This is a genomic window from Roseovarius sp. AK1035 (assembly GCF_003288315.1).
GTDB classification, from domain to species: domain Bacteria; phylum Pseudomonadota; class Alphaproteobacteria; order Rhodobacterales; family Rhodobacteraceae; genus Roseovarius; species Roseovarius mucosus_A.
The window spans coordinates 3,030,783-3,050,390 of sequence record NZ_CP030099.1 but is presented as its reverse complement, the minus strand read 5'-3'; the positions used below and the strand labels follow the sequence as shown (position 1 = coordinate 3,050,390).

Genomic DNA, 19,608 nt, shown 5'->3' with positions numbered 1-19,608 from the left:
CAGCGGTGTCATCACGGCGCGCATGCTGCATGGGCGCGCGCCAGTGTCAACCGGGTGCAGCGCCCGGTCGCCATCTCTTGCTCACGTGTCGCGTGCCGTGCCGTAACGTCAATCTCCCAGCCCGCGGCGGTGGGCCGGATTTGATAGAGGTGATAGGCGGCCGCCTCGGGATAAAGCGATGAGGCCGACGGCACGCCAATAACCGGGGTTGGCCCATCGCGGGTTTCAAGTGTCTGGTGATGGTGGCGGTGGCTATGGCCATGCAGCACCAATTCCACGCCTTCCGCCTGCAGCACGGCACGAAACGCTGCCGCGTCGCGCAGGGCCTTGCGCGCCGATACCGTGCCATCGAGCGGCGGGTGATGGATCATCAGCACCCGGCAGAGGCCCGCACCACGCGCCTTGCGCAACATAGGTGCCAGCCGCGCCAATTGCGCCGGACCGACCGCGCCGCTGGCAAAGGCCGGCGGGGTGGCCACAGCACTTGAAACGCCGATCAGGGCCAGCATCCCCCGCCGCCGCATATATGGAAAGGCGTCGGACACATCCACCGTTACGGGTGCGGCATCGCCCTGCCAATAGGGCAGCCACTGCGCCGCCCCCGCATCCCATGCGCCCCGAATGAGGGCCTCGTGGTTGCCAGGGATGACCATGACGCGCTCCGGCCTTCCTAGGTTTTCAAGCCAGCGACGCGCGGCACGATACTCGCTTTCCAGACCAAGATTGGTCAGATCCCCCGTGACCGCAATTTGGTCAGGGGCATGGGCGCGCATATCGGCGATCAGCATCGCGAGGATTTCTGGCCGGTGATGATGGCGGCGCTTGCGATGCCATGACAAAAGGCTCAGCGCCCGCTTGTTCAGCACGCTATGCCATGGCACCGGCCCCGTCAGCGGCAGATGCGGGTCCGACAGATGCGCCAGCGTGATGCCAGCGCCTGTCTCTGGGTCGGATCGCCCCTGCCCTGTCATGTCTCAGATGTCCGCCCACGGTTGGGCGTGCCGGGAATGACCCGGCCCGCCGATTTACTGCGCTGCCGTGCTCTGGGCGGTGCGGGTGGCCGCCTCGGGTGCCACGGTCTTGAATGCGGCGATGATGGTGTCAATCTGGTCAAAGCTATGGGCCGCACTCAGGCTGCACCGCAAAAGCGCTGCCCCTTCGGGCGCGGCGGGCGGCAGCACGAGGTTGACATAGACACCATGCTCCATCAGCGCATTCCAGATCCGCGCGCCCTCTTCACGTGAGGGCACCCGCACCGCGATGACCGGGGAAACGGGCGCGGCCAATTCATAGCCTGCCGCACTCAGCCCGTCGTGCAGACGGGTGGCATTGGCCCAAAGATTGGCCTTAAGCTCGAGCCGCGTGCGCACTGCCTCTAGGGCTGCGGCGGCGGCACCGATGCTGGCCGGGCTGGGCGAGGCGGTAAAGATATAGGGCCGGCTGCCATAGCGCAGCAATTGCAATTCAGGATGACGGCTTACGCAGAAGCCGCCCAGCGAGGCGAGGCTTTTGGAGAAGGTGCCGGTGATGAAATCCACCTGATCGAGAATGCCCGCCTCTTCGCAGAGGCCCAAACCGCGTTCGCCGTAGACGCCAAAGGAATGCGCCTCATCAACCATGAACCACGCGCCATATTCCTTGGCGATGGCGCAGAGTTCAGCCAACGGGGCGGTATCGCCCAACATGCTGTAGAGCCCTTCGGCGATCACCAGCGCGCCTTTGGCCTCGTCCCCCAGACGCCGCAAACGCTTGCGCAGATCCTCTGGGTCATTGTGGCGGAAGGCAAGGAAATCGGCCCCGCTGATGCGGCACCCGTCATAGATGCAGGCGTGGCTATGGCTATCCAGCACGACCTTGTCACCGGGGCGCAGGATGCCCATCAAGAGGCCCAGATTGGTCTGATAGCCGGTCGAGAACACCATCGCCGAGGGCACGCCGTAAAAATCTGCAAAGGCACGCTCTAATGCGGCATGGCAGGCAAAGCTGCCATTGGCCATGCGCGAGCCGGTGGTGCCGCTGCCCTGCTCATGCAGCGCGGCGCTTGCGGCCTCTAGCACTGCTGGATCAAAGGTCAGCCCGAGATAGTTATTCGTTCCGACAAGGATTGTCGGACGGTTGCCAATCATCGCCTCGGTAGAGGACAGGATGCGCTCCATCACAATGCGTGTCGGGTCGGCCTCTTCGGCATCCAAAGCGTCACGCAGATGCGCCAGTTCGGCAAAACGGTCTGAAATGCTCATGATTTTTTCTCCACAAGCAGTTTGATCTGATCGGCAAGGTTCTGCACCGTATCGACATTGGCCATCATGTTGAGCGGAAAGCTGACGTCAAAGGTGTCCTCAACCTCCATCAGCAATTCCATCATATTGACGGAATCAAGGTTCATATCGGCGACAAGGCTGGTGTCCGCAGACAATGCGCCGGATTTCACCGGGAATTTCGACAGGCGCTCGAACAGCACGTCGAGGATTTCCTGTTCAAGGTCTTGGGTGTCATGTGACATTGGTGATGCCCCTATCAGATTTCAACGGCGTCCCGCGCAAGATCGAGGATAGCCCGTTCTCCAGAGAAATCAGCGGCAGCCATCCGGTGTCGCGGCTGATTTCGGTGTTGTCGCACACCCAGTCAGGGTGGCGCAGTTCGTTGACCTTGCCGGGTGTCAGCATCGGACTGTACCCCAAAAGCCGCGAGGCCAACAGATTGCCCGTGGCCACCGCTCGCAACAGGCCGCCCGGAAGTTTCACGCGCCAGCCGCGCCCGCGCCCCGCAACCTCTTCGACAATGGTCGCGATCTCGTCCCAGCTGTAGCCCGCCCCGTGCCCGTCGTCGAGTTCATAGGTAGCCTCTGCCGCGCTGTCCAGAAGTTTGACAATTGCGCGCGCAAGGTCATCGACATGCAAGAGCGAGGCCCGCGCACCGGCCACACCCGGCAGTGGCACGATGCCCCGCGCCATCGTCTGAAAGAGCGGCACAAGTTCGCGGTCCTCGGGGCCGTAGATCGCGGGCGGGCGCAATATGGCCGATGTGAACCCCGCACCAATGGCCACCTTGGCCAGCCGCTCTTCGCCCGCGCGCTTGCTTGCGGCATAGGGCGAGAGATGCGGCGCACGCGCCGCGAGCGAGGAAATCAGGATCACGCGGCGTACGCCAGATGCCTGCGCGGCCTCTGCAACATGGGTCACACCATCGGCGTTGACCCCCAGAAAATCCGCCAGATCGCGTCCGCGCACCTGCCCCGCCACATGAACGACGGCCTGTGCACCCGCCATCAGCTTGGCAAGTGCGGCCTTGTCCGACAGGCCACCCGTCACGGTTTCGAGCAAGGGATGGGTGATCCCAAGCCCCTGACGGTGCACAAGCGCCCGAACAGGGCGTTCGGCGTCCAGCAATTGTCCGATCAGGGCGCGCCCGACAAAGCCGGAGGCGCCCGTGACGGCCACCGGGCCGGTCATGCGATGTAACGGACCTGCGGCATCGCCTCGTCCATGGGCAGGCTATTGGCCGGTTCCGGCTGATGCTGCATCTTGGCCGCCTGACGCCGCCCGAGATAATCAAGCCGCGCCCGCGCCCGTGCCAGCTTGCCCGAAGACGTGCGGGGCAAGGTGCGGGTCGGCACCAGTTCGACCACAACATCAATCCCGAATTCCGAGCGCACCAGCGACGCGATGGTCTTGACCAGACGCGCACGCTTGATCTCGTCGCGCTCGCGGCATTGCACCACCAGAACGGCGGTTTCCTGTTGATCCACATCCGAAGGCACCGAGAAAGCGGCAGCATCGGTATAGTTGACGCCCGGTTGCGTCTTGGCCAGATATTCCAGATCCTCGGGCCAGATGTTGCGCCCGTGGATGATGATCATATCCTTGCGCCGTCCGGTGACAAAGAGCCGCCCATTGGCCAAGTAGCCGATGTCGCCGGTATCAAGCCAGCCATCTTCGCTCAGGCATTCGCGGGTGATCGCCTCTTCCTGAAAATAGTGGCTCATCACGCTGGGGCCACGCAGGTGGATCACACCAGCCTGACGCTCGGGCAGATCGTTGCCATGCTCATCGCGGATCGCAATCTCGAACGTGGGCAGCAACGCGCCACAATCCACATAGCGCGCGACGCGGCGTTTGGATTTCTGCGCCTCTTCCGGGTCGAGCGGCGTGGCGATGCTGTCTTCTTGCATCTGTTCGGCATCGACATAGTCGATCTGCAACTCTTCATCGAGCCCGGCAAAGCTGATGCCCAGCGAACATTCGGCCATGCCATAGCATGGCAAGAATGCGGTGGATTTGAACCCCGAGGGGGCCAGCGCCTCGGCAAAGCGCTTGAGCGGTTCAGGATTGATCATCTCTGCCCCCACGCAAGCGACGCGCAGCGCGCTCAGATCCCATTGCTCGGCATCGCTTGGGCGCACCCGCATCGCGGCAAGGTCATAGCCAAAGGGCGGGCCAGAAGTGATCGTGGTGCGGTTGCCGGACATCATTTCCAGCCATTTGCGCGGCCGCATCGCAAAATCCTGCGTGCCAAGGAAATCGACCGAGCGTTGGGTCGCCATCGGCATCATGATAAAGGCAACCAGGCCCATATCATGATAGAACGGCAGCCAAGATCCAAAGCGGTCCTGCTCGGTCATCTTGAGGCCATGGGTCGCCATATCGTTGATATTGGCCAGCACCGTGGTGTGGTCGATAACTACGCCGCGCGGAAACCGCGTGCTTCCAGAGGTATACTGGAGATAGGCGATGCTGTCCGGGGCCACTGTTGGCAATGTCGCGGTCGAGGGCGTCAGACGATCAAAATCCTCGGGCGTGCCGACAAAGCTCAGTGTCAGGCCCGTTGTCGCCTCTTCCAGAAAGCTCATCCATTCAACAGGGGCCATGGCCACCGCTGCGCCGCAATTCTCGATCAAGCCGCGCAGTTGCGCGACATATCCTGCATGGCCCCCGATATGCATCGTGGCCGGCAGTGGCACGGGCACCAGCCCGGCATATTGACAGGCCCAGAAGAAGCGCACGAAATGCGGCGAGGTTTCGGCCACAAGGCCCACCCGCGCGCCCGGCTCAAGGCCCAGTCCCAAAAGACGCCGCGCGAGATCGACAACCTCGACCTGCAAATCGGCATAGGTGGAGGTTGCATAAAGCTCGCCGCGCGCGTTGTAGAAATTGACACCCGTGTCGCCCTTGGCGGCATAGTCGAGCGCCTCGATCAACGTCGTGAAGTCGCCGCGCCGCAACGCGAGACTGTGCGAACTGCCTGTCGCCTGCATCCCAATTTTCCTTGTTTCGCTTCCGACTCTGGTCGGTTTGCCCTCTGTCATACCAAGTATATGGCATTTGAGGGTCTGATGGCACAAGCTGGCGTTTCAGGTCAAGGACTTGGCCCGCGGCCAAGGCACCCCCCGAGACACCACTTGGCACAGTCTGCAATGCCAGAGCGTAGCCCGTTCCCGCCCCCTTTACCCAAATCAAACGCCCGGGTTGCGGCATAGTGCAGAGCGGCGTTAGAACAGAGCCCCTATTGTTACGCCTCCACCCGGCAAGCCGATGCAGATCATCAGCTTTTGATAGGTCGCCCTCTACCCTCGCGCGCGTGAGCGATTGATGAATTTTGGGCAGGCAACCTTGAATGGCATTCATCTTTTATCTTTTAATTACTTACACATATCATCCTTTCTTAAACTCGGGGAATTCAGCAGCGCGCCACACGAAGATGCGCCAGAATAGTTCGGTCAAACCGCAGCGGCCCGTTAGATTTGGATCGCCAACCTGGGGCGACTTGATTGATCAGGTGCCGCGCATCGCCCCTCAGCGACTTCGCGGGTTGCGTTATGGAAATCCTATGCGCTACATGAGGACGGCTGAGCCAAGAACCCGGCCAAAAATGCCGACAGAGACAATCGGCAACATGTTGCCCCGATTGTCACATTTGGTTTCCAAGTCGTAACATCTTCACAAGATGCAGGAAAAGGCAGCCCCAAACGCGCCTTTGTGGCCCTTGCCACCAAGGGGCGCATCAGACACCTCAGGCCCCAGACCGCAACGTTGCGCGATGGGAATTAATGTGGGCTGTGACCCTAAAGCGGCGGGACAAGCCGTGCTGATCACCCTAGAATTCACCGGATGCGGTCGACCTGCCTTGAGCATGGGCCTGCGTGGCTTACTTCACCTGTCATGAAATACGTGATCGTTGTGGCCTTAAGCCTTCTTGCCGCCTGTGGACGCGGCATTCCAGAGACTGCGCGCATCGTGGTGGCGGGGGATTCTGTTATGGCGTGGAATCAATCCGCCGGGGCCTCGGTTGCAGATGGTCTGCAAGCACGTCTCGGAGAGCCGGTCGGCGATGTGTCACTTTCACTGGCACAGGTCGCGGGTGGGTGGAGTGCCTGGAATATTCCAACCCAGCTTGAAGGATTGAGGGCCGAATGGGTGGTGCTGAACGGCGGTGCCAACGATCTGAGCACGGGCTGCACCTGCTCAAGCTGCGGGGCTGTGCTGGATCGGCTGATCTCCGACGATGGCAAACGGGGTGCAATCCCAGACCTCGTGGCCAACTTGCGGGCGCGGGGATCAAAGGTGATCTGGGCAGATTACTATACTGCGCCACGCTATGCAGGCACCGCATGTGAAGCGCCCTATCAGGTTCTAGAGCAAAGATTGGGCCGAATGGCGCATGCTGACGCGGGCGTGACGCTGGTAGACTTGGATGACGTGTTTCTTCCTGACGACCTTTCACTTTTTGCCGCGGATCGGCTTCATCCGTCACAGAAAGGATCGGCGCGTATTGCAGGGCAAATCGCTCCGCTATTGGCGAGGTAAGCGTTGCGCAGGGCAAAAGATGCTGGATTTCATTTGCCAAGGTGACATGCGCGAGCGGCTATCATCTCTGCGCGGTGGTCGGCGACATATGATAGTCAGAGCGTTCCGCTGACCCCTCTTGGCCTGTGTGCCAGTCAATCGGTCTTGACCCGATGCTAGGCACGAACGGGCTTAACCTCAGCGTGGCTCATAGGTCTGGTCAGTCGCGGTAATAGCTCAGCTTGAGAAATCAGCGGCCTTCAAGCACCGCGTTCTGCACGGTCTCGTCCCAACCCAAGTAAAACGTGTCCCCGTCCTGAATCACCGGGCGCGCCATGACCTTGGGCTGCGCTGCGATCTGCGCCTCGGCCTCTGAATTCTTCAACCAATCACTAAGCGCGCGGTAATCATTCGATTTGCGATCCACGAGCCGATCCCCGAACTCTACGATCAGCGCCGCTAATTCCGCCTCGCTCAATGGTTCGGCTCGGATATCACGAAAAGAAACATCCAGCCCTTCCGCCTCCAATGCTTTGCGGACCTTCTGACAGAGTGCGCAAGTCTGCAAGCCGTAGATCATCATGTCGCAAACTCCCTTTGCGTCGATCGTGCACCCTTGTCCAACGCCGCGCCAAAGGCAACCATCTGAACGGTTGCCTGTGCTGGCCGACAGCTGCGTTCGACCGGATGTTTCGCAGTGTCATATCTGCGCTTAACCGAAGGATATGCTTGCAACAACGCCATTCCGCCGCCATTCATGCGGATGTGAGCATTTCATCAGATCAGCCCTCAATTTCATTGGCCGCGCTCGGCTGGTTTACGTTCTTTTCCGAGCAGGTAGAGGATGGCGAGGCAGAGCTTGCCCCCATGCGTATTGCGACTGTTCACCGGGACCGTGTCACAGCAATCTCCGAACGTGGCCCAGTGCGGCTGGAGCTTTCCGCGCAGTCCCTTACGACGGATTTTGCCGTGGGCGACTGGGTTTTGGTGAACCCCGAGACCCGCTTGCTGATGCGGCGGCTGGATAGGCGGATGCTGTTACAGCGAAAAACCGAAGGCGGCCGGCCCACACAACTGATTGCCGCGAATGTCGACACGTTGCTGATCGTCACATCCTGCAACGATGATTTCAATCTGGCGCGCCTGGAGCGCTATCTCGCGCTTGCGAATGAGGCTGGGGCGACCCCGGTGATTGTCTTGACGAAGATCGATCAGACGGCAGATGCCGCCCCTTACCTGCAGCAGGCAAAAACGCTTCAACAAGGGTTGGAGGTGGTCCTGTTGAACGCAACCGGGCCAGAGGCCGCCCTGACCTTGGCACCATGGTGCGGCCCCGGACAGACCGTTGCGCTTGTCGGATCGTCTGGGGTGGGCAAATCGACTTTGCTCAATACATTGTCAAACAAATCATCAGAGGACGCACAGCCGACAGGCCCCATTCGCGAGGCCGACGCCAAAGGGCGTCACACAACCACGTCGCGGTCACTTCATGCAATTGCCGGTGGCGGCTGGGTGATTGATACGCCCGGAATGCGAACGCTGCATGTTCGCGATGCTGCGGCCGGTCTCAACACGCTGTTCGCGGAAATTGTCGAGCTTGCCGCTCGGTGTCGTTTTCGGGATTGCACCCATGATCACGAACCCGGTTGCGCCGTTCAAAGCGCGGCAGCCGACGGCACACTCGATCCGGCGCGCCTTGCCCGATGGCGCAAGCTGACGCAGGAAAACCTGACCAATACCCCCGTCCAGTCCGGCCCCCGTGGCAACAAGATCACGAAACCCCAAGGCAAACGACGCTGACGCGGCCCGCCCTATTAGCGCCGCGCAGCATGCCCGAAGGATAGAACGCCCAGCAAACAAAGCTGCCCACGCGCCTGCGTTTTTGCATGACCGCACTGGTAGAAACTGCCGCGTTCGATAATGGTGTTGAAAACCCGAACTAAGGTGGTTCCAGTCCATGTTTCGCGATCTTTCAGTATCAGCCTTTTCAATGGGGGTCCTTGCAGCTTTCGTCGGATACTCGGCCTCATTCGCCATTGTGTTGGCCGGATTGACGGCAATGGGGGCCACGGCGGCGCAGGCGACCACAGGGCTATTTTTTGCGACCGTTGGGATGGGCATTTGCAGCATCTGGCTGCCTGTCGTGACGCGAATTCCCGCTGCGGTGGCCTGGTCCACGCCCGGAGCTGCGTTTCTTGCAGCAACGGTTACCCTGCCCGGCGGTTTTGGTGAGGCTGTCGGCGCGATGATTTTTGCAGCCGGGTTGATTGTGTTGACCGGGTTCATTCCAACCCTTGGCCGGGTCGTTGCCGCCATCCCGAAACCCATCGCCAACGGATTGCTGGCGGGCGTCCTGCTCAAGCTCTGTTTTGCCCCCGCGATTGCGCTTGGGAGCATTCCTCTTTTGGTTCTGCCTGTTCTCGTGGCGTGGCTGGTGGGTTTGACATGGAACAGGCTGGCCGCAATGCCGTTTGCTGTGCTTGCGTTTCTTGCCGTTCTTTACTTCAGCGTCGAGACTTCAACAGACGCTCTGCAGGCCGACACAACATGGCTTCCTGCCTTTACACCGACCATCCCCATTTTCACGGTGCAATCGTTCTTTTCCATCGCTCTGCCCCTTTATCTGGTAACGATGGCAGGGCAAAACATCCCCGGCTTTGCGGTCTTGGAACTGAACGGCTATCGGGTGGAACGCCAACCCCTGATCCGGAAAACCGGCATCGTCAGTCTCGCGTTTGCCCCGTTCGGGTCAATTCCCGTCAATATGTCGGCGATCACCGCTGCGATGATGGCTGGTGAGGATGCTGGCCGAGATCCGGCAAAGCGCTATTGGGCCGCGATCACATCGGGCGTCGTCTATGTCGGGCTGGCATTTGCGGCAGCGCTTGTAACGTCATTGGCCAGCCTTGCGCCGCTCGCCCTTATCACGGCGGTGGCTGGGCTTGCGCTTGTTCCCGCTTTGGTTGGGTCGATGTCAGCGGCATTCAGTGACCGCACCCAATTGGAAGCCCCCGCGCTGACGTTTTTGATAGCAGCGAGCGGCATGACGCTTTTTGGCATCAGCGGGGCGTTCTGGGGCGTTGTCGTTGGGGCGCTTATCTGGTTGGCAAAGGCGTTCGCGCATCGATCCATCGACCCGTAACCCTTCTGCGTCACGGATCACGCCAGCCCCCTCGTGCTTCTCTATGCGTTTCCAACAAGGCGTTTGTGACAGCCCGACCTGCTCGGCGATACGGGCGACCGGCACGGTCGCATCCCGATGCAAATTGTCGTGGATTTTCAGGTCTATCCGGTCGAATGTCATCGCGCCTGCTTTTGTTCCAAGATGGCCGCAGCAAATGAGTCGGTGCGAGCAGGCCACAATTTTTCTCAATGTCGATCCTCCTTATCGTGTTTTGTATTCACGCTCGCTTGTGCTTTAAACTTGATAATCTTGACCTTGTTAGTCGCCGTTTTGAGAGCCATATTCAGCCTATGATCACTCATAAGACCAAATATGCGCTCAAGGCACTCATGGTGCTTGCTGACGAGAAGGCTGGTGAAGGCGTGGCCCTGCGCATCGAAGATATCGCGGCTCGCTCGGGTGCGCCCAAGCGCTTTCTCGAGCATATCTTGCTGGATCTCAAGCGCGCCGGTCTGATCGGCAGTCGCCGAGGTCGCAATGGCGGATACGAGATGATCAAAGAGCCGAGGCGGGTATCGCTTGCCGAGGTTCTGCGTCTGATTGATGGGCCAATGGCCCCCCTGCCCTGCCTGTCGCGCAAAGCTTACCAGCGCTGCGAAGATTGCACGGATGAACAGACCTGCCGGGTGCGCGCCGTCTTCGGTGGGTTTTACGCCACCTACATCCTGATGATCGAATCGCTCACTGTCGCTGATCTTCAGAGGGATGCACGGCCCTTGGAAAGCTTTGGGCTTTCCTAACTCGGCACAGGAGAATGATCTTCTATAATCACGACAAAAAGAGCGTGAGTCTTCCTGTGCAACTCACGATTAACTCTGTCGTATTTAGGTGTCAGGCAGCGCTGGTGGCGCAGACGCACAAGCACGCGCCGTGATCGACGGGCTCAAGGCGACAGTGGTCACAGTGGCGCTTTCGGCTGACAGTGATGCAATTTCCGAGCGCAGGGGCCTCTTCCGGGCGGACTGGCACTCGCGCTTGCCGCAAAATTCCTCGCCCTAGACGTCCACCATCCTCTTTCTTGCGCGTGACGGGAACCCTAAGGGCATCTAAGACCGGAACGACCTTGTCGTCGACGGCGTATAGGTCATCCCCCCAACCCCTCAAGACCTCCGGTGGCACGCGCTGGACTGTCCTCGCCGCTTGGGCCTATGCCGAGCAGAGCGGGCTTGATCCAGCAGAGTTCGTCGGCGCGCTCTATCGCAATGTGCCGTATCGAGTAGGTCGGCAAACCCGCCACTGACTTCGCGCGTGATTTCACGGCCGCCTGACGCTTAGAACGGAAAGAAGATCGGGATGATCAGCACCGCGACCACGGCGAAAATGATGTTGAGCGGCAGGCCCACCTTGATGAAGTCGGTGAATTTATAGCCCCCGGCCCCATAAACAAAGGTGTTGGTCTGGTAGCCGATAGGTGTCGCGAAGCTGGCCGAGGCGGCGAACATCACCGCCATGATGAAGGGGCGCGGGTCAAATCCCAACTCGATGGCCAAGGCAATGACGATCGGGCCAATCAGCACAGCGACCGCGTTGTTCGAGACCATCTCGGTCAGCGCGCTGGTCAAGACATAGACGGCGGCGAGGATGGCGAGAGGGCCAATCCCGCCCACGGCACCCACCACCGCCTCGACGATCACGCGGGCGGTGCCGGTTTCCTCCATCCCCATCGACAGGCCAAGCATCCCGAAGATCAGAAACAGGATACGCCAGTCGATGGCGTCAAAGGCTTCCTCGGGATCGACGCAGCGGGTCATCATCACCACCACCGCCCCGATCACTGCGAGACCGGCGATGGGCATGACGTCGAAGGCCGCAAGCCCCATCACGGCAAGGATCGTCGCAATGGCAATGGGCGCCTTGGAGCGTCGCTGCGGGCGTTCGGTCGGGGTTGACAGGTTGACGATGCCGCCATCCTCCATCATCCGTTGAAGCCCCTCGGGGGGACCTTCCAGCAGCAGCGTGTCAGCGAATTGCAGGCGCAGATCCTGCAATTCCTCGCTAATGTTCTGTTCCTGCCGATGCACGGCCATCAGGTAGACGCCGTATTTGCGGCGCAGCTTCAAATCTTTGATCGGCCGCCCGCGCAGATGCGAGTTCGGGCCGACGCTGGCCTCCATGGTGATCGTCTGGTCGGCGGTCACGGGCTCCACATCGTGGTCGTCCCTGTCCCGGAACGCGATCTGTCCGTCTTCCTTAAGCCCGAGAATCTCACCCGTTCCGGTTTTCAGAACCAGCCGATCACCAACCTCGAGCACGAGGTCGTGCATCGTGCGGCGCATCGAAACTTCTCCGCGAACGACATCGAGGATGCGCGTCTCGGCGGTGTTGAAGGGCAAATCAGACAGCCGCCGCCCCACGTATTTCGATCCGTTGGGGATCAACAGTCGGGCCAGAAAGCGGCGCTTGCCCTCTTGCCCCAGCAACCCAGAAAGCGACGCACGGTCGGGCAGCAGAAAGCGGCCGGCAAAGATCATATAGGCCATGCCCACCCCGGCGAATATCAGACCGGGCAGCGTCATCTCGAACATCGTGATCGAGGGCTGGCCCGCCTCCTGCGCGACGCCGCTCATAAGTATGTTGGTCGAGGTGCCCACCAGCGTCAGCGTGCCACCAAAGATCGCCGCAAAGGACAAGGGGATCAGCATACGCGAGGGGGCCACGCCCACCGAGGCCGCGACCGAGATCATGATTGGCGTCAGCAGGATCACGACAGGCGTGTTGTTCATAAAGGCCGAGGCCCCCATGGTGCCGACCATCATCAAGAGCATCGCCCGCAGGAACGATCCCCGCGCCTGTTGTTTCAGCAGGTCACCCACGATGGTCAGCACGCCAGTGCGTTCAAGCGCTGCGGAAATGATGAACATCATCGCAATGGTGATCGGCGCTGACGAGCTGAACACCGTCAGAAAGTCTCGTGTTTCGATGATTCCCGTGGCCAGCAATGCCGCCGACGCCGCCAAAGCGGTGACCTCGGGCGGGTATACCTCCTTGACAAAGCTCAGGAAAACCACGGCGACAAGCGCAAGAACAAAGATCTGGTCGAGACTCATGGGCGATACTCTCGAAGGCGATGGCATTTTCCAACAATAAACGATAAAGTAACTCGTGTTTTCAATTGTAATCTGCCGAAACTCCCCGAAATCACCGGGAAAAAGCGATGGCTCCAGAGGATCGCCCTACCCCATGCTGCGCAAGCTTGGCACCGTCTCGGGTCTGACATTGGTCAGCCGTCTTCTTGGCTTCCTGCGCGACGTGGTTTTGGCCGCAACGCTGGGTGCAGGGCCGGTGGCAGATGCCTTCATGCTGGCCTTTCGTCTGCCAAACCATTTTCGCGCCCTTCTGGCCGAAGGTGCGTTCAACGCCGCCTTCCTGCCGACATGGGCCGCCGCCGATGCAAGCGGTCGCGACAGCGCGCGCCTTGGCGCAGAGGTTTTGGGTTGGCTCATGCTCGCCAATCTTGTGCTGTTGTCTTTGGCGCTTGGGGCGACCGGCTGGATGCTGGCGGTGCTGGCGCCCGGCCTGTCACCTGCCGACGAGACTTGGCAGCTGGTCGTCACGCTCACGCGGATCACTTTTCCTTACCTGCTCTGCATGTCACTGGTCGCCTTCCTCGCGGCCCTCTTGAATGGGCGCGATCACTTTGCCGCGCCAGCGGCAGCGCCGATCCTTCTCAACCTGTGCATGATCGGCGCATTGCTTATGGCCCAACACTTTCCAAGCACCGCCCATGCCGCCGCCTGGGGCGTCATGGTGTCGGGCGTGGCGCAGGTGATCCTATTGGCCGGTGCCGCAGGGCGCGCGGGCCTGCCCCTGCCGCGCCCCCGGCTGGGCCTGTCGCCCGATACCCGGCTGGTGTTTCGCCGCCTTGGGCCCGCGATCCTCACCTCGGGCGCGCTGCAGGTGGCGATTTTTGCCGACACGATCATCGCCACCTTCCTGCCTAGCGGATCGCTCTCGCATCTTTACTATGCCGACCGGCTCTACCAGCTGCCCATCGGCCTGATCGGTGTTGCACTCGGCACCGTCATCCTGCCCGATATCGGGCGTCGCGCGGGCCTAGGAGACGAGATGGGCATGCGCGCCGTGCTCGACCGGGCGCTGCTAATCTGCTTGGCCGTGGGCGTGCCCGTCGCGGTGATGATGGCGACACTGGGCGATTGGGCTTTGCGCATTCTGTTCGTCCGGGGCGCGTTTGATCTGGCCGCAGCCGAGGCGTCAGCGGCCATCCTTGCGGCTTATGCTCTTGGTCTGGTGCCCGCGCTCGCGCTGCGCTCGCTCGTCGCTGGGTTCCATGGGCGCGGGGATACAAGAACACCACTGCGGCTGCTTGTTGCAGCAACTGTGGTCAATATCGCACTCAAGATCGCGCTCACCCCGTGGCTGGGCGCTGCCGGGCTTGCCGTCGCAACATCGGCTGGGATCGCGCTCTACGCGGCGCTCTTGTTCCAGACAGGCCGCACCCGAGGTTTCCTCACAGGCCCATCTGCACGGTCGAGCGCGATCCTGATCGCATCCGGTGCGGTATCGGCGCTGGCAATCTGGTGGTGGCGGGATGCCATCCTCGACGCTTTGGTCGCAGTGGGACCGGCAGGCGGGTTGCTCACAGCGTTCCTTGTCGTGGTGTCCCTCTCCGGCGCATTTCACGGGGCTGCGACCTTCGTCGCACTGAAGGTTGGCCACACCCGACCATAGCATCAAGCGCGATGCGCTAGCCTACGCCTCACGCTCCTTTTCTACTCGATGACCGGGGGGGGCGTCGCCCTCACGAGGACGGCAAGCTGCCTTTTGACAGTGGCAGGCATAAGGCCCGCTCTGTCGGTCACTAAAATGTCGTCTCAATCCGCACATTGACCACCGCTTGCTTCACTAGTACCTTTGATCGCGCGCGGGACGACCCGTGCCTGACGCATCCATTTCGGGACGACCCGACCTTAACATGAAGGGGTCTCCTTTGGCTTGGATCTATCTTGTTCTCGCTGGCCTGCTTGAAATCATTTGGGCTTTTTCCATGAAGAAATCCATGGGGTTCACGTTGCTGATACCCAGTGCGATCACCATTGGAACCATGATCGCAAGCTTCGCCTTGCTCGCCGTCGCGATGCGGTCGCTCCCGCTCAGCACCGCCTATACTGTTTGGACTGGGATTGGCGCTATTGGCGCTTTCACGGTGGGTGTCTTGGTCCTGGGAGAGTCCGCGTCACCGACGCGACTGATTGCGGCGGCTTTGATCGTTTCAGGCATTGTGCTGATGAAGATCTCGAGCTCGACTGCCTAGCAAACGTCGCTTTAGAACCCGCACTCCGCCGGTCAGCCTCAGGTCTCATTGGCTAGTCCAGTGGCAATCCGATCAGGGATCTGCCGCTGAACGTGATGTTGGTCATCCGACATCGCTTTCAACGCCCGCGGCGGACCTCCTACCTAGACTCGATGTGCCCAAGGGTCTTGACCCGTGCGCAAAGTGACGCCAGCATTACACATACACCCTTATGATTTTAGAATTTTGGTTCAATATTCTGTAGTTAACCCACAAAGCATTCTTGGGAGCGCCTATATGACAACCTATTTTATCGTCCTCCGTGAGCTTGGAATAAACGAAAGCGACAATCTCAGCGGTGCGAATATCGCTCTACCGGACAGCTTTGATGCAACTGTTGACGCGCTGATTGACGGCTTTGGTGCCGTGCCGTTCCGGGTCGCTGCGGAAACTTTGCCCACAGTTTTGGCTGCACGAAACGGCATTGACGGCGTTCTTGTCCCAGAGGAGCTGCTACTGGGCGTCGATCCCATTGATTTTTCCCAACTCAGCGTGGCGACATTCCGAGTTGACGACGGATTCTTCTCAGGCGATGGCGCCTTTGTCTTGATCCCCAGCGAGCTGCCGGTCCCTCCAAACACCGAGACGGGCGAGCCAAACACGAATGAAGAAACCCCAATAGACTCCGAGGGGGGCACGAGCACACGGATCTATCTGCTTTCCCGCGACGGAGCCCTAAGCGACACGAGCGCTATTGCAGGCTTGAAGATTGCCGTAGAGGCGGACGTCGATGACAGTGTCATGACACGCCTCTCCAACCTCGGCGCGATCCCCATCCGCATCGCGGTTGCGGAACATTACCAAGCCCTACAGACCGGCGTGGTTGATGCTGTCGTGCTGACGGAAAGCCGTCTACTTGGTGACATCGGCACGAGCTTGCTCGCAGACTTCGATTTGGACGTGTATTTGGTTGACGACAGTTTCTTTACTGGAATTTTGGCAGGGTCCGTCGCCACAACCGAACTTCCCGGCAACGGAGGCCCGGATACGGGCGGACCCGATGAGCCCAATCCACCTCCACCGGACAGGTTCTTAGAGGGATCAGGTGGCAACGATACGCTCCGTGGGGGTGAGGGAAACGACACGATTGCCGGGGGCGATGGCGATGACAGCATCGAGGCGGGTGGCGGCAACGATAATATTTCCGCTTCGGATGGAAATGACTTTGTAGATGCCGGCGCGGGCAATGACAGTGTCGGCGGTGGTCTGGGCAATGACACGATCTTTGGCACTACTGGGGATGATGTCATGGGTGCCGGTTTTGGCGACGATGTCGTATCGGGAGGCCTTGGCAATGACGTGGTGGCTGGCGGTGCTGGAAACGATACGCTGGAGGGGGGCGACGGCAATGACAGCATGTCTGGCAGCTTTGGCAATGATCTTATCAGCGGTGGGGACGGGGCTGACGACATAGGGGGCGGCACCGGACGTGACACGATTGACGCCGGAGCAGGGAATGACCGCGTCGGAGGCGGCGAGGGAGATGACAGCATTCAGGGCGGTGCTGGCAACGACTTTCTTGCCGGCGGCGGCCGCAACGACACCATCGACGGGGGCAGCGGCGCTGACACGATCAACGGGGGCGCTGGCAATGACCGCATGACAGGGGGTGCGGGCGCCGATCAATTCGTATTCAGCGCCTTCAACGAGGGCGAGACCGATGTCATCACTGATTTCCAAGATGGGATCGATCGTCTTTTCATTCGGATCATCAATCCCGACACTGGTGAGACGAACATCACCAACGGCAACGCGGGGCTTTCTGGCTTTGTGGCGGCCTTGGGCATTCTCGACACAGCAGCCGGTGCGCAACTCAACGTGAACGGCCATCGCGTGCTGATTGAAGGGATGGCAGCAGCGGATCTTACTGTGGATGATTTCCAGTTTCTGTGAAGCGCGAAACGCAGGCCGTTCAATCCCTTAATTTTGGATAGGGGTTTGGATCGGGGGCAAAAATCGCTCTGTTTGAACAAGGCATCGGGCACGTAGAGCTGCGGATCGCGTCTTTACCGGTGATGAGACGTAGTTGGATTTCAGAGGTATCTGCGTCCAAGCCCCCTCGCGTAAGGGCCAGTGCTCGGCTCCAGCCGCATAACCCTAGAATACAACGCAAATCCAGCCGCAGCCGGATCGGGAGAAGAGTTTTTCAGGGTCATGTGGCGGAGCGCGAGGGGCGCGAATCCCACCTTCTTCGCCCTCATCGGGAAGTCGCCCTGTCGGCCTAGGCGGGCTCATCGTCTTCAAGATCGGCCCAGAACGTCGATAGGTGGGTATCCGGCGGCTGCCAGCACGTGACGGACGCCATGTTGAGCCGGTCGCCGTCGACAAACGGTACCCCCTCTGCCTGAAGAAGGCCGATCTGGCGTATCGTGCGCGGGCGTCCCATCTGCGCCTTCGTGAACGCGCCACCTCTCGGGATTACCCTGTGCCACGGCAACAACTCGGCTTCATCATCGCCAAGCCGCGACAGGATATGCGCCACGTGGCGAGCAGGCAGTTTCAGCGCCTCGGCCAGCGTCGCGACCTCCACCACCGAACCGACGGGGATTTCGCCCAAATATCTCAGAAGTGCACGCCTCATGTTGGCGTAGGCGACGGACCTCTCAGGCAAGGTTGAGCCGCGCCCGAGCGCCCTCGATAAACCGCGCTGTCTGGGCCGGAAGTCCGGCCGCGTGCCTGCGACCGACGACACGGCCCCAGACCGGCGCAAGAGGCCCCGTGATCTCGATATCGACGCGGATCCTGGTCCCGAGCCCGTCCGGGATCAGCGTGTGGCGGGTGCGCATGACCGCAAGCGGCATTCGGCAGACATCGGCGTAACGCGACGGCGCTTCGAATTCGCCGATGACGAAGTTCAGTCTCGGGCCGCCTTTCGGTTTGAGGACGAAGGTCACTCCGAGGCCCGGCTCTTCATCGATCTTCAGACACTCGATATTCCGGTCCACCTCGGGCCAGCGGGCGACATCCGCGAGAACGGGCCAGAGGTCTTCGCACGTCAGGGGCGTGTCTTCCTCGTAACGGTAGTGCCACATTGCGTCCTCGCAAAACCTGATTTATCTTGATGATCAAGATTTATGGCTACTATCGAGCCTGTCAAGAGTGGGAGAGAGCTTTCACTCACAAGCTGGCGCAGAACGGGAGCATGACATGAAAATTGAGAACTTACCCCGCTCTTTACGCGTGTCCTATCCACAATCCTTCTGGTTTTATGGCTGATCGCCGCGGCCGTCTTATGGGTGCGCAGCAGCCCGGACGATCCTCTCTAACCTTGGACATGGTGGCCTCTAACCGTCTATGTCATCGGCGTGCTGGCCGCTCTCGTTCACGCCAATCGTCGACCGTCGATCACCCTCGACATCGGGCGACCTGGGCACATGACACTCACCGTGGCGACGCTGTTCCGGCGGCGGACGCGGCGGATCAGACCGGATGATGTCATGGGCATTGCCGTTTCCGAGAGGGAAGATCAGGATGGTGATCCCTACTTCCGCGCAATTGTGTCATTCATGGATGACAGGCAGTGTGTCGTCGCAGACGGGCATCACCGGAACGTGATCGACAGAACCGCCGCGATGGTGAGCGACGCCTAGCGAGCGACCCGAGACGTTAGCTTGGGGTGAGCAACAAGAGAAAGGCCAGCCTTGACAGAACATTCACACCGCGGACGGTCAGACGAACTCCTCGCTGCAACGCGGCGCCTCTACGAAGCCGTGTATCGCTTTGACTCTTGGGCGGCGTCCGAGCTGGGACTGCATGTCACCGACCTTCGCTGCGTGAACGCGCTGGAAAACGGGCCGCTCACGGCAGGTGAGATCGGCGGGCGCCTTGCGCTGACCAGCGGATCGGTGACAGCGTTGATAAACCGCCTTGTGCGTGCGGGGTTCGTGGAACGTATCGAAGATGCCCACGATCGCCGCCGCGCCAAGATCGCACTGACATCAAAGTTCCGTGCCAATGCGGACCGCGTCTATTCCTGCCTCGGCCGCGCGATCAGCGCCGAATTCGCGCAATGCAGCCCTGCCGAGAGCCTCGCTGCAATCAATACGATCGAAAAGCTGGAAGCGGGTTTTTCGGTAACGTTGCACCGAGATTGAACGCAGCAAAGCGAGGGATTCCACACGCCCCCAAGACACGCCCCTGTTTCGATTTGGGTCGAGATTGTGTGGCGGAGCGGGAGGGATTCGAACCCTCGAGACGGTTCCCCGCCTACACACTTTCCAGGCGTGCGCCTTCGACCACTCGGCCACCGCTCCATCGGGCGAGTTCTAGCCGCAGGGGGACGGGGTTTGCAAGGGGGAGAATGCATGCAAGGGCGGGAAAAGAGCAAAGCG

At 60.5% G+C, this 19,608-nt stretch carries 19 protein-coding genes, 1 tRNA gene and 1 pseudogene; 10 read left to right on the top strand and 11 right to left on the bottom strand.

Going from position 1 to position 19,608, the window contains the following annotated elements:
• Window positions 1–11: 11 nt before the first annotated feature.
• Genes RAK1035_RS14535 through RAK1035_RS14515 form a run of 5 tightly spaced genes read right to left on the bottom strand, consistent with a single transcriptional unit; the run spans window position 12 to window position 5,254 of the window.
• Window positions 12–971 carry a metallophosphoesterase family protein gene (locus RAK1035_RS14535; protein ID WP_008280866.1) on the bottom strand — a complete coding sequence of 320 codons (960 nt, stop codon included), beginning with the start codon at window positions 969–971 and terminating at the stop codon, window positions 12–14.
• A gap of 54 nt (window positions 972–1,025) precedes the next feature.
• Entirely contained in the window at window positions 1,026–2,240 is a 1,215-nt protein-coding gene (spt, locus tag RAK1035_RS14530) for a serine palmitoyltransferase (protein WP_008280865.1), read from the bottom strand.
• Window positions 2,237–2,503 carry an acyl carrier protein gene (locus RAK1035_RS14525; protein WP_008280864.1) on the bottom strand — a complete coding sequence of 89 codons (267 nt, stop codon included), beginning with the start codon at window positions 2,501–2,503 and terminating at the stop codon, window positions 2,237–2,239. The genes spt and RAK1035_RS14525 overlap by 4 nt, the downstream gene beginning before the upstream one ends.
• Entirely contained in the window at window positions 2,493–3,452 is a 960-nt protein-coding gene (locus tag RAK1035_RS14520) for an NAD-dependent epimerase/dehydratase family protein (protein WP_008280863.1), read from the bottom strand. Before RAK1035_RS14520 ends, RAK1035_RS14525 begins: the two co-directional genes overlap by 11 nt.
• Window positions 3,449–5,254 carry a fatty acyl-AMP ligase gene (locus RAK1035_RS14515; protein WP_008280862.1) on the bottom strand — a complete coding sequence of 602 codons (1,806 nt, stop codon included), beginning with the start codon at window positions 5,252–5,254 and terminating at the stop codon, window positions 3,449–3,451. Before RAK1035_RS14515 ends, RAK1035_RS14520 begins: the two co-directional genes overlap by 4 nt.
• Before the next feature lie 853 nt (window positions 5,255–6,107).
• Between RAK1035_RS14515 and RAK1035_RS14510 the strand changes: the two genes are divergently transcribed.
• On the top strand, window positions 6,108–6,803 hold the full coding sequence (locus tag RAK1035_RS14510; RefSeq protein WP_254683682.1) for an SGNH/GDSL hydrolase family protein: 696 nt from the start codon (window positions 6,108–6,110) through the stop codon (window positions 6,801–6,803).
• A gap of 229 nt (window positions 6,804–7,032) precedes the next feature.
• Here the strand turns inward: RAK1035_RS14510 and RAK1035_RS14505 are convergent, their stop codons facing one another.
• Window positions 7,033–7,365 carry an arsenate reductase family protein gene (locus RAK1035_RS14505; RefSeq protein WP_008280860.1) on the bottom strand — a complete coding sequence of 111 codons (333 nt, stop codon included), beginning with the start codon at window positions 7,363–7,365 and terminating at the stop codon, window positions 7,033–7,035.
• A gap of 146 nt (window positions 7,366–7,511) precedes the next feature.
• Between RAK1035_RS14505 and rsgA the strand changes: the two genes are divergently transcribed.
• Entirely contained in the window at window positions 7,512–8,582 is a 1,071-nt protein-coding gene (gene rsgA, locus RAK1035_RS14500; protein WP_008280859.1) for a ribosome small subunit-dependent GTPase A, read from the top strand.
• A 157-nt stretch (window positions 8,583–8,739) separates the two neighbouring features.
• Window positions 8,740–9,924, top strand: coding sequence for a benzoate/H(+) symporter BenE family transporter (locus tag RAK1035_RS14495; RefSeq protein ID WP_037297602.1), 1,185 nt, complete (start codon window positions 8,740–8,742; stop codon window positions 9,922–9,924).
• Window positions 9,925–9,996: 72 nt separating this feature from the next.
• On the opposite strand, the pseudogene RAK1035_RS20735 reads toward RAK1035_RS14495, so the two are convergent.
• Window positions 9,997–10,086 (bottom strand): annotated as a pseudogene (locus RAK1035_RS20735) (ArsR family transcriptional regulator); the annotation flags it as partial.
• A 170-nt stretch (window positions 10,087–10,256) separates the two neighbouring features.
• Between RAK1035_RS20735 and RAK1035_RS14485 the strand changes: the two are divergent.
• Window positions 10,257–10,706: an RrF2 family transcriptional regulator gene (locus RAK1035_RS14485; RefSeq protein WP_008280857.1), complete on the top strand. Its 450-nt coding sequence runs from the start codon at window positions 10,257–10,259 to the stop codon at window positions 10,704–10,706.
• Window positions 10,707–11,029: 323 nt separating this feature from the next.
• Window positions 11,030–11,206 (top strand): hypothetical protein, encoded by a 177-nt coding sequence (locus tag RAK1035_RS20730; protein ID WP_198133585.1) that lies wholly within the window; start codon window positions 11,030–11,032, stop codon window positions 11,204–11,206.
• A gap of 31 nt (window positions 11,207–11,237) precedes the next feature.
• Here RAK1035_RS20730 and RAK1035_RS14475 read toward each other — a convergent pair whose 3' ends face one another.
• Window positions 11,238–13,013 (bottom strand): SLC13 family permease, encoded by a 1,776-nt coding sequence (locus tag RAK1035_RS14475; protein ID WP_008280856.1) that lies wholly within the window; start codon window positions 13,011–13,013, stop codon window positions 11,238–11,240.
• A gap of 133 nt (window positions 13,014–13,146) precedes the next feature.
• On the opposite strand from RAK1035_RS14475, the gene murJ reads away from it, so the two are divergent.
• From murJ to RAK1035_RS14460, 3 genes are all read left to right on the top strand, one after another.
• The gene (gene murJ, locus RAK1035_RS14470) at window positions 13,147–14,655 is read left to right on the top strand and encodes a murein biosynthesis integral membrane protein MurJ (protein ID WP_008280855.1); all 1,509 of its coding nucleotides are present in this window, start codon (window positions 13,147–13,149) and stop codon (window positions 14,653–14,655) included.
• Window positions 14,656–14,914: 259 nt separating this feature from the next.
• Window positions 14,915–15,238, top strand: a complete 324-nt coding sequence (locus RAK1035_RS14465; protein WP_008280854.1) for a DMT family transporter — start codon at window positions 14,915–14,917, stop codon at window positions 15,236–15,238.
• Window positions 15,239–15,514: 276 nt separating this feature from the next.
• On the top strand, window positions 15,515–17,170 hold the full coding sequence (locus RAK1035_RS14460) for a calcium-binding protein (RefSeq protein ID WP_008280852.1): 1,656 nt from the start codon (window positions 15,515–15,517) through the stop codon (window positions 17,168–17,170).
• Window positions 17,171–17,498: 328 nt separating this feature from the next.
• On the opposite strand, the gene RAK1035_RS14455 is transcribed toward RAK1035_RS14460, so the two are convergent.
• Both RAK1035_RS14455 and RAK1035_RS14450 read right to left on the bottom strand, forming a co-directional pair.
• The gene (locus RAK1035_RS14455) at window positions 17,499–17,858 is read right to left on the bottom strand and encodes an MGMT family protein (protein WP_008280851.1); all 360 of its coding nucleotides are present in this window, start codon (window positions 17,856–17,858) and stop codon (window positions 17,499–17,501) included.
• Between the two features lie 22 nt (window positions 17,859–17,880).
• A complete protein-coding gene (locus RAK1035_RS14450) occupies window positions 17,881–18,309 on the bottom strand; it encodes an SRPBCC family protein (protein ID WP_008280850.1) in 429 nt (142 codons plus the stop codon).
• A gap of 342 nt (window positions 18,310–18,651) precedes the next feature.
• Here RAK1035_RS14450 and RAK1035_RS20265 point away from each other — a divergent pair, with 342 nt between their 5' ends.
• Both RAK1035_RS20265 and RAK1035_RS14445 read left to right on the top strand, forming a co-directional pair.
• On the top strand, window positions 18,652–18,867 hold the full coding sequence (locus tag RAK1035_RS20265; RefSeq protein ID WP_151979277.1) for a hypothetical protein: 216 nt from the start codon (window positions 18,652–18,654) through the stop codon (window positions 18,865–18,867).
• Between the two features lie 51 nt (window positions 18,868–18,918).
• Window positions 18,919–19,371: a MarR family winged helix-turn-helix transcriptional regulator gene (locus tag RAK1035_RS14445; RefSeq protein WP_050775749.1), complete on the top strand. Its 453-nt coding sequence runs from the start codon at window positions 18,919–18,921 to the stop codon at window positions 19,369–19,371.
• A 69-nt stretch (window positions 19,372–19,440) separates the two neighbouring features.
• Here the strand turns inward: RAK1035_RS14445 and RAK1035_RS14440 are convergent.
• Window positions 19,441–19,530, bottom strand: a tRNA-Ser gene (locus tag RAK1035_RS14440).
• Window positions 19,531–19,608: the final 78 nt, after the last annotated feature.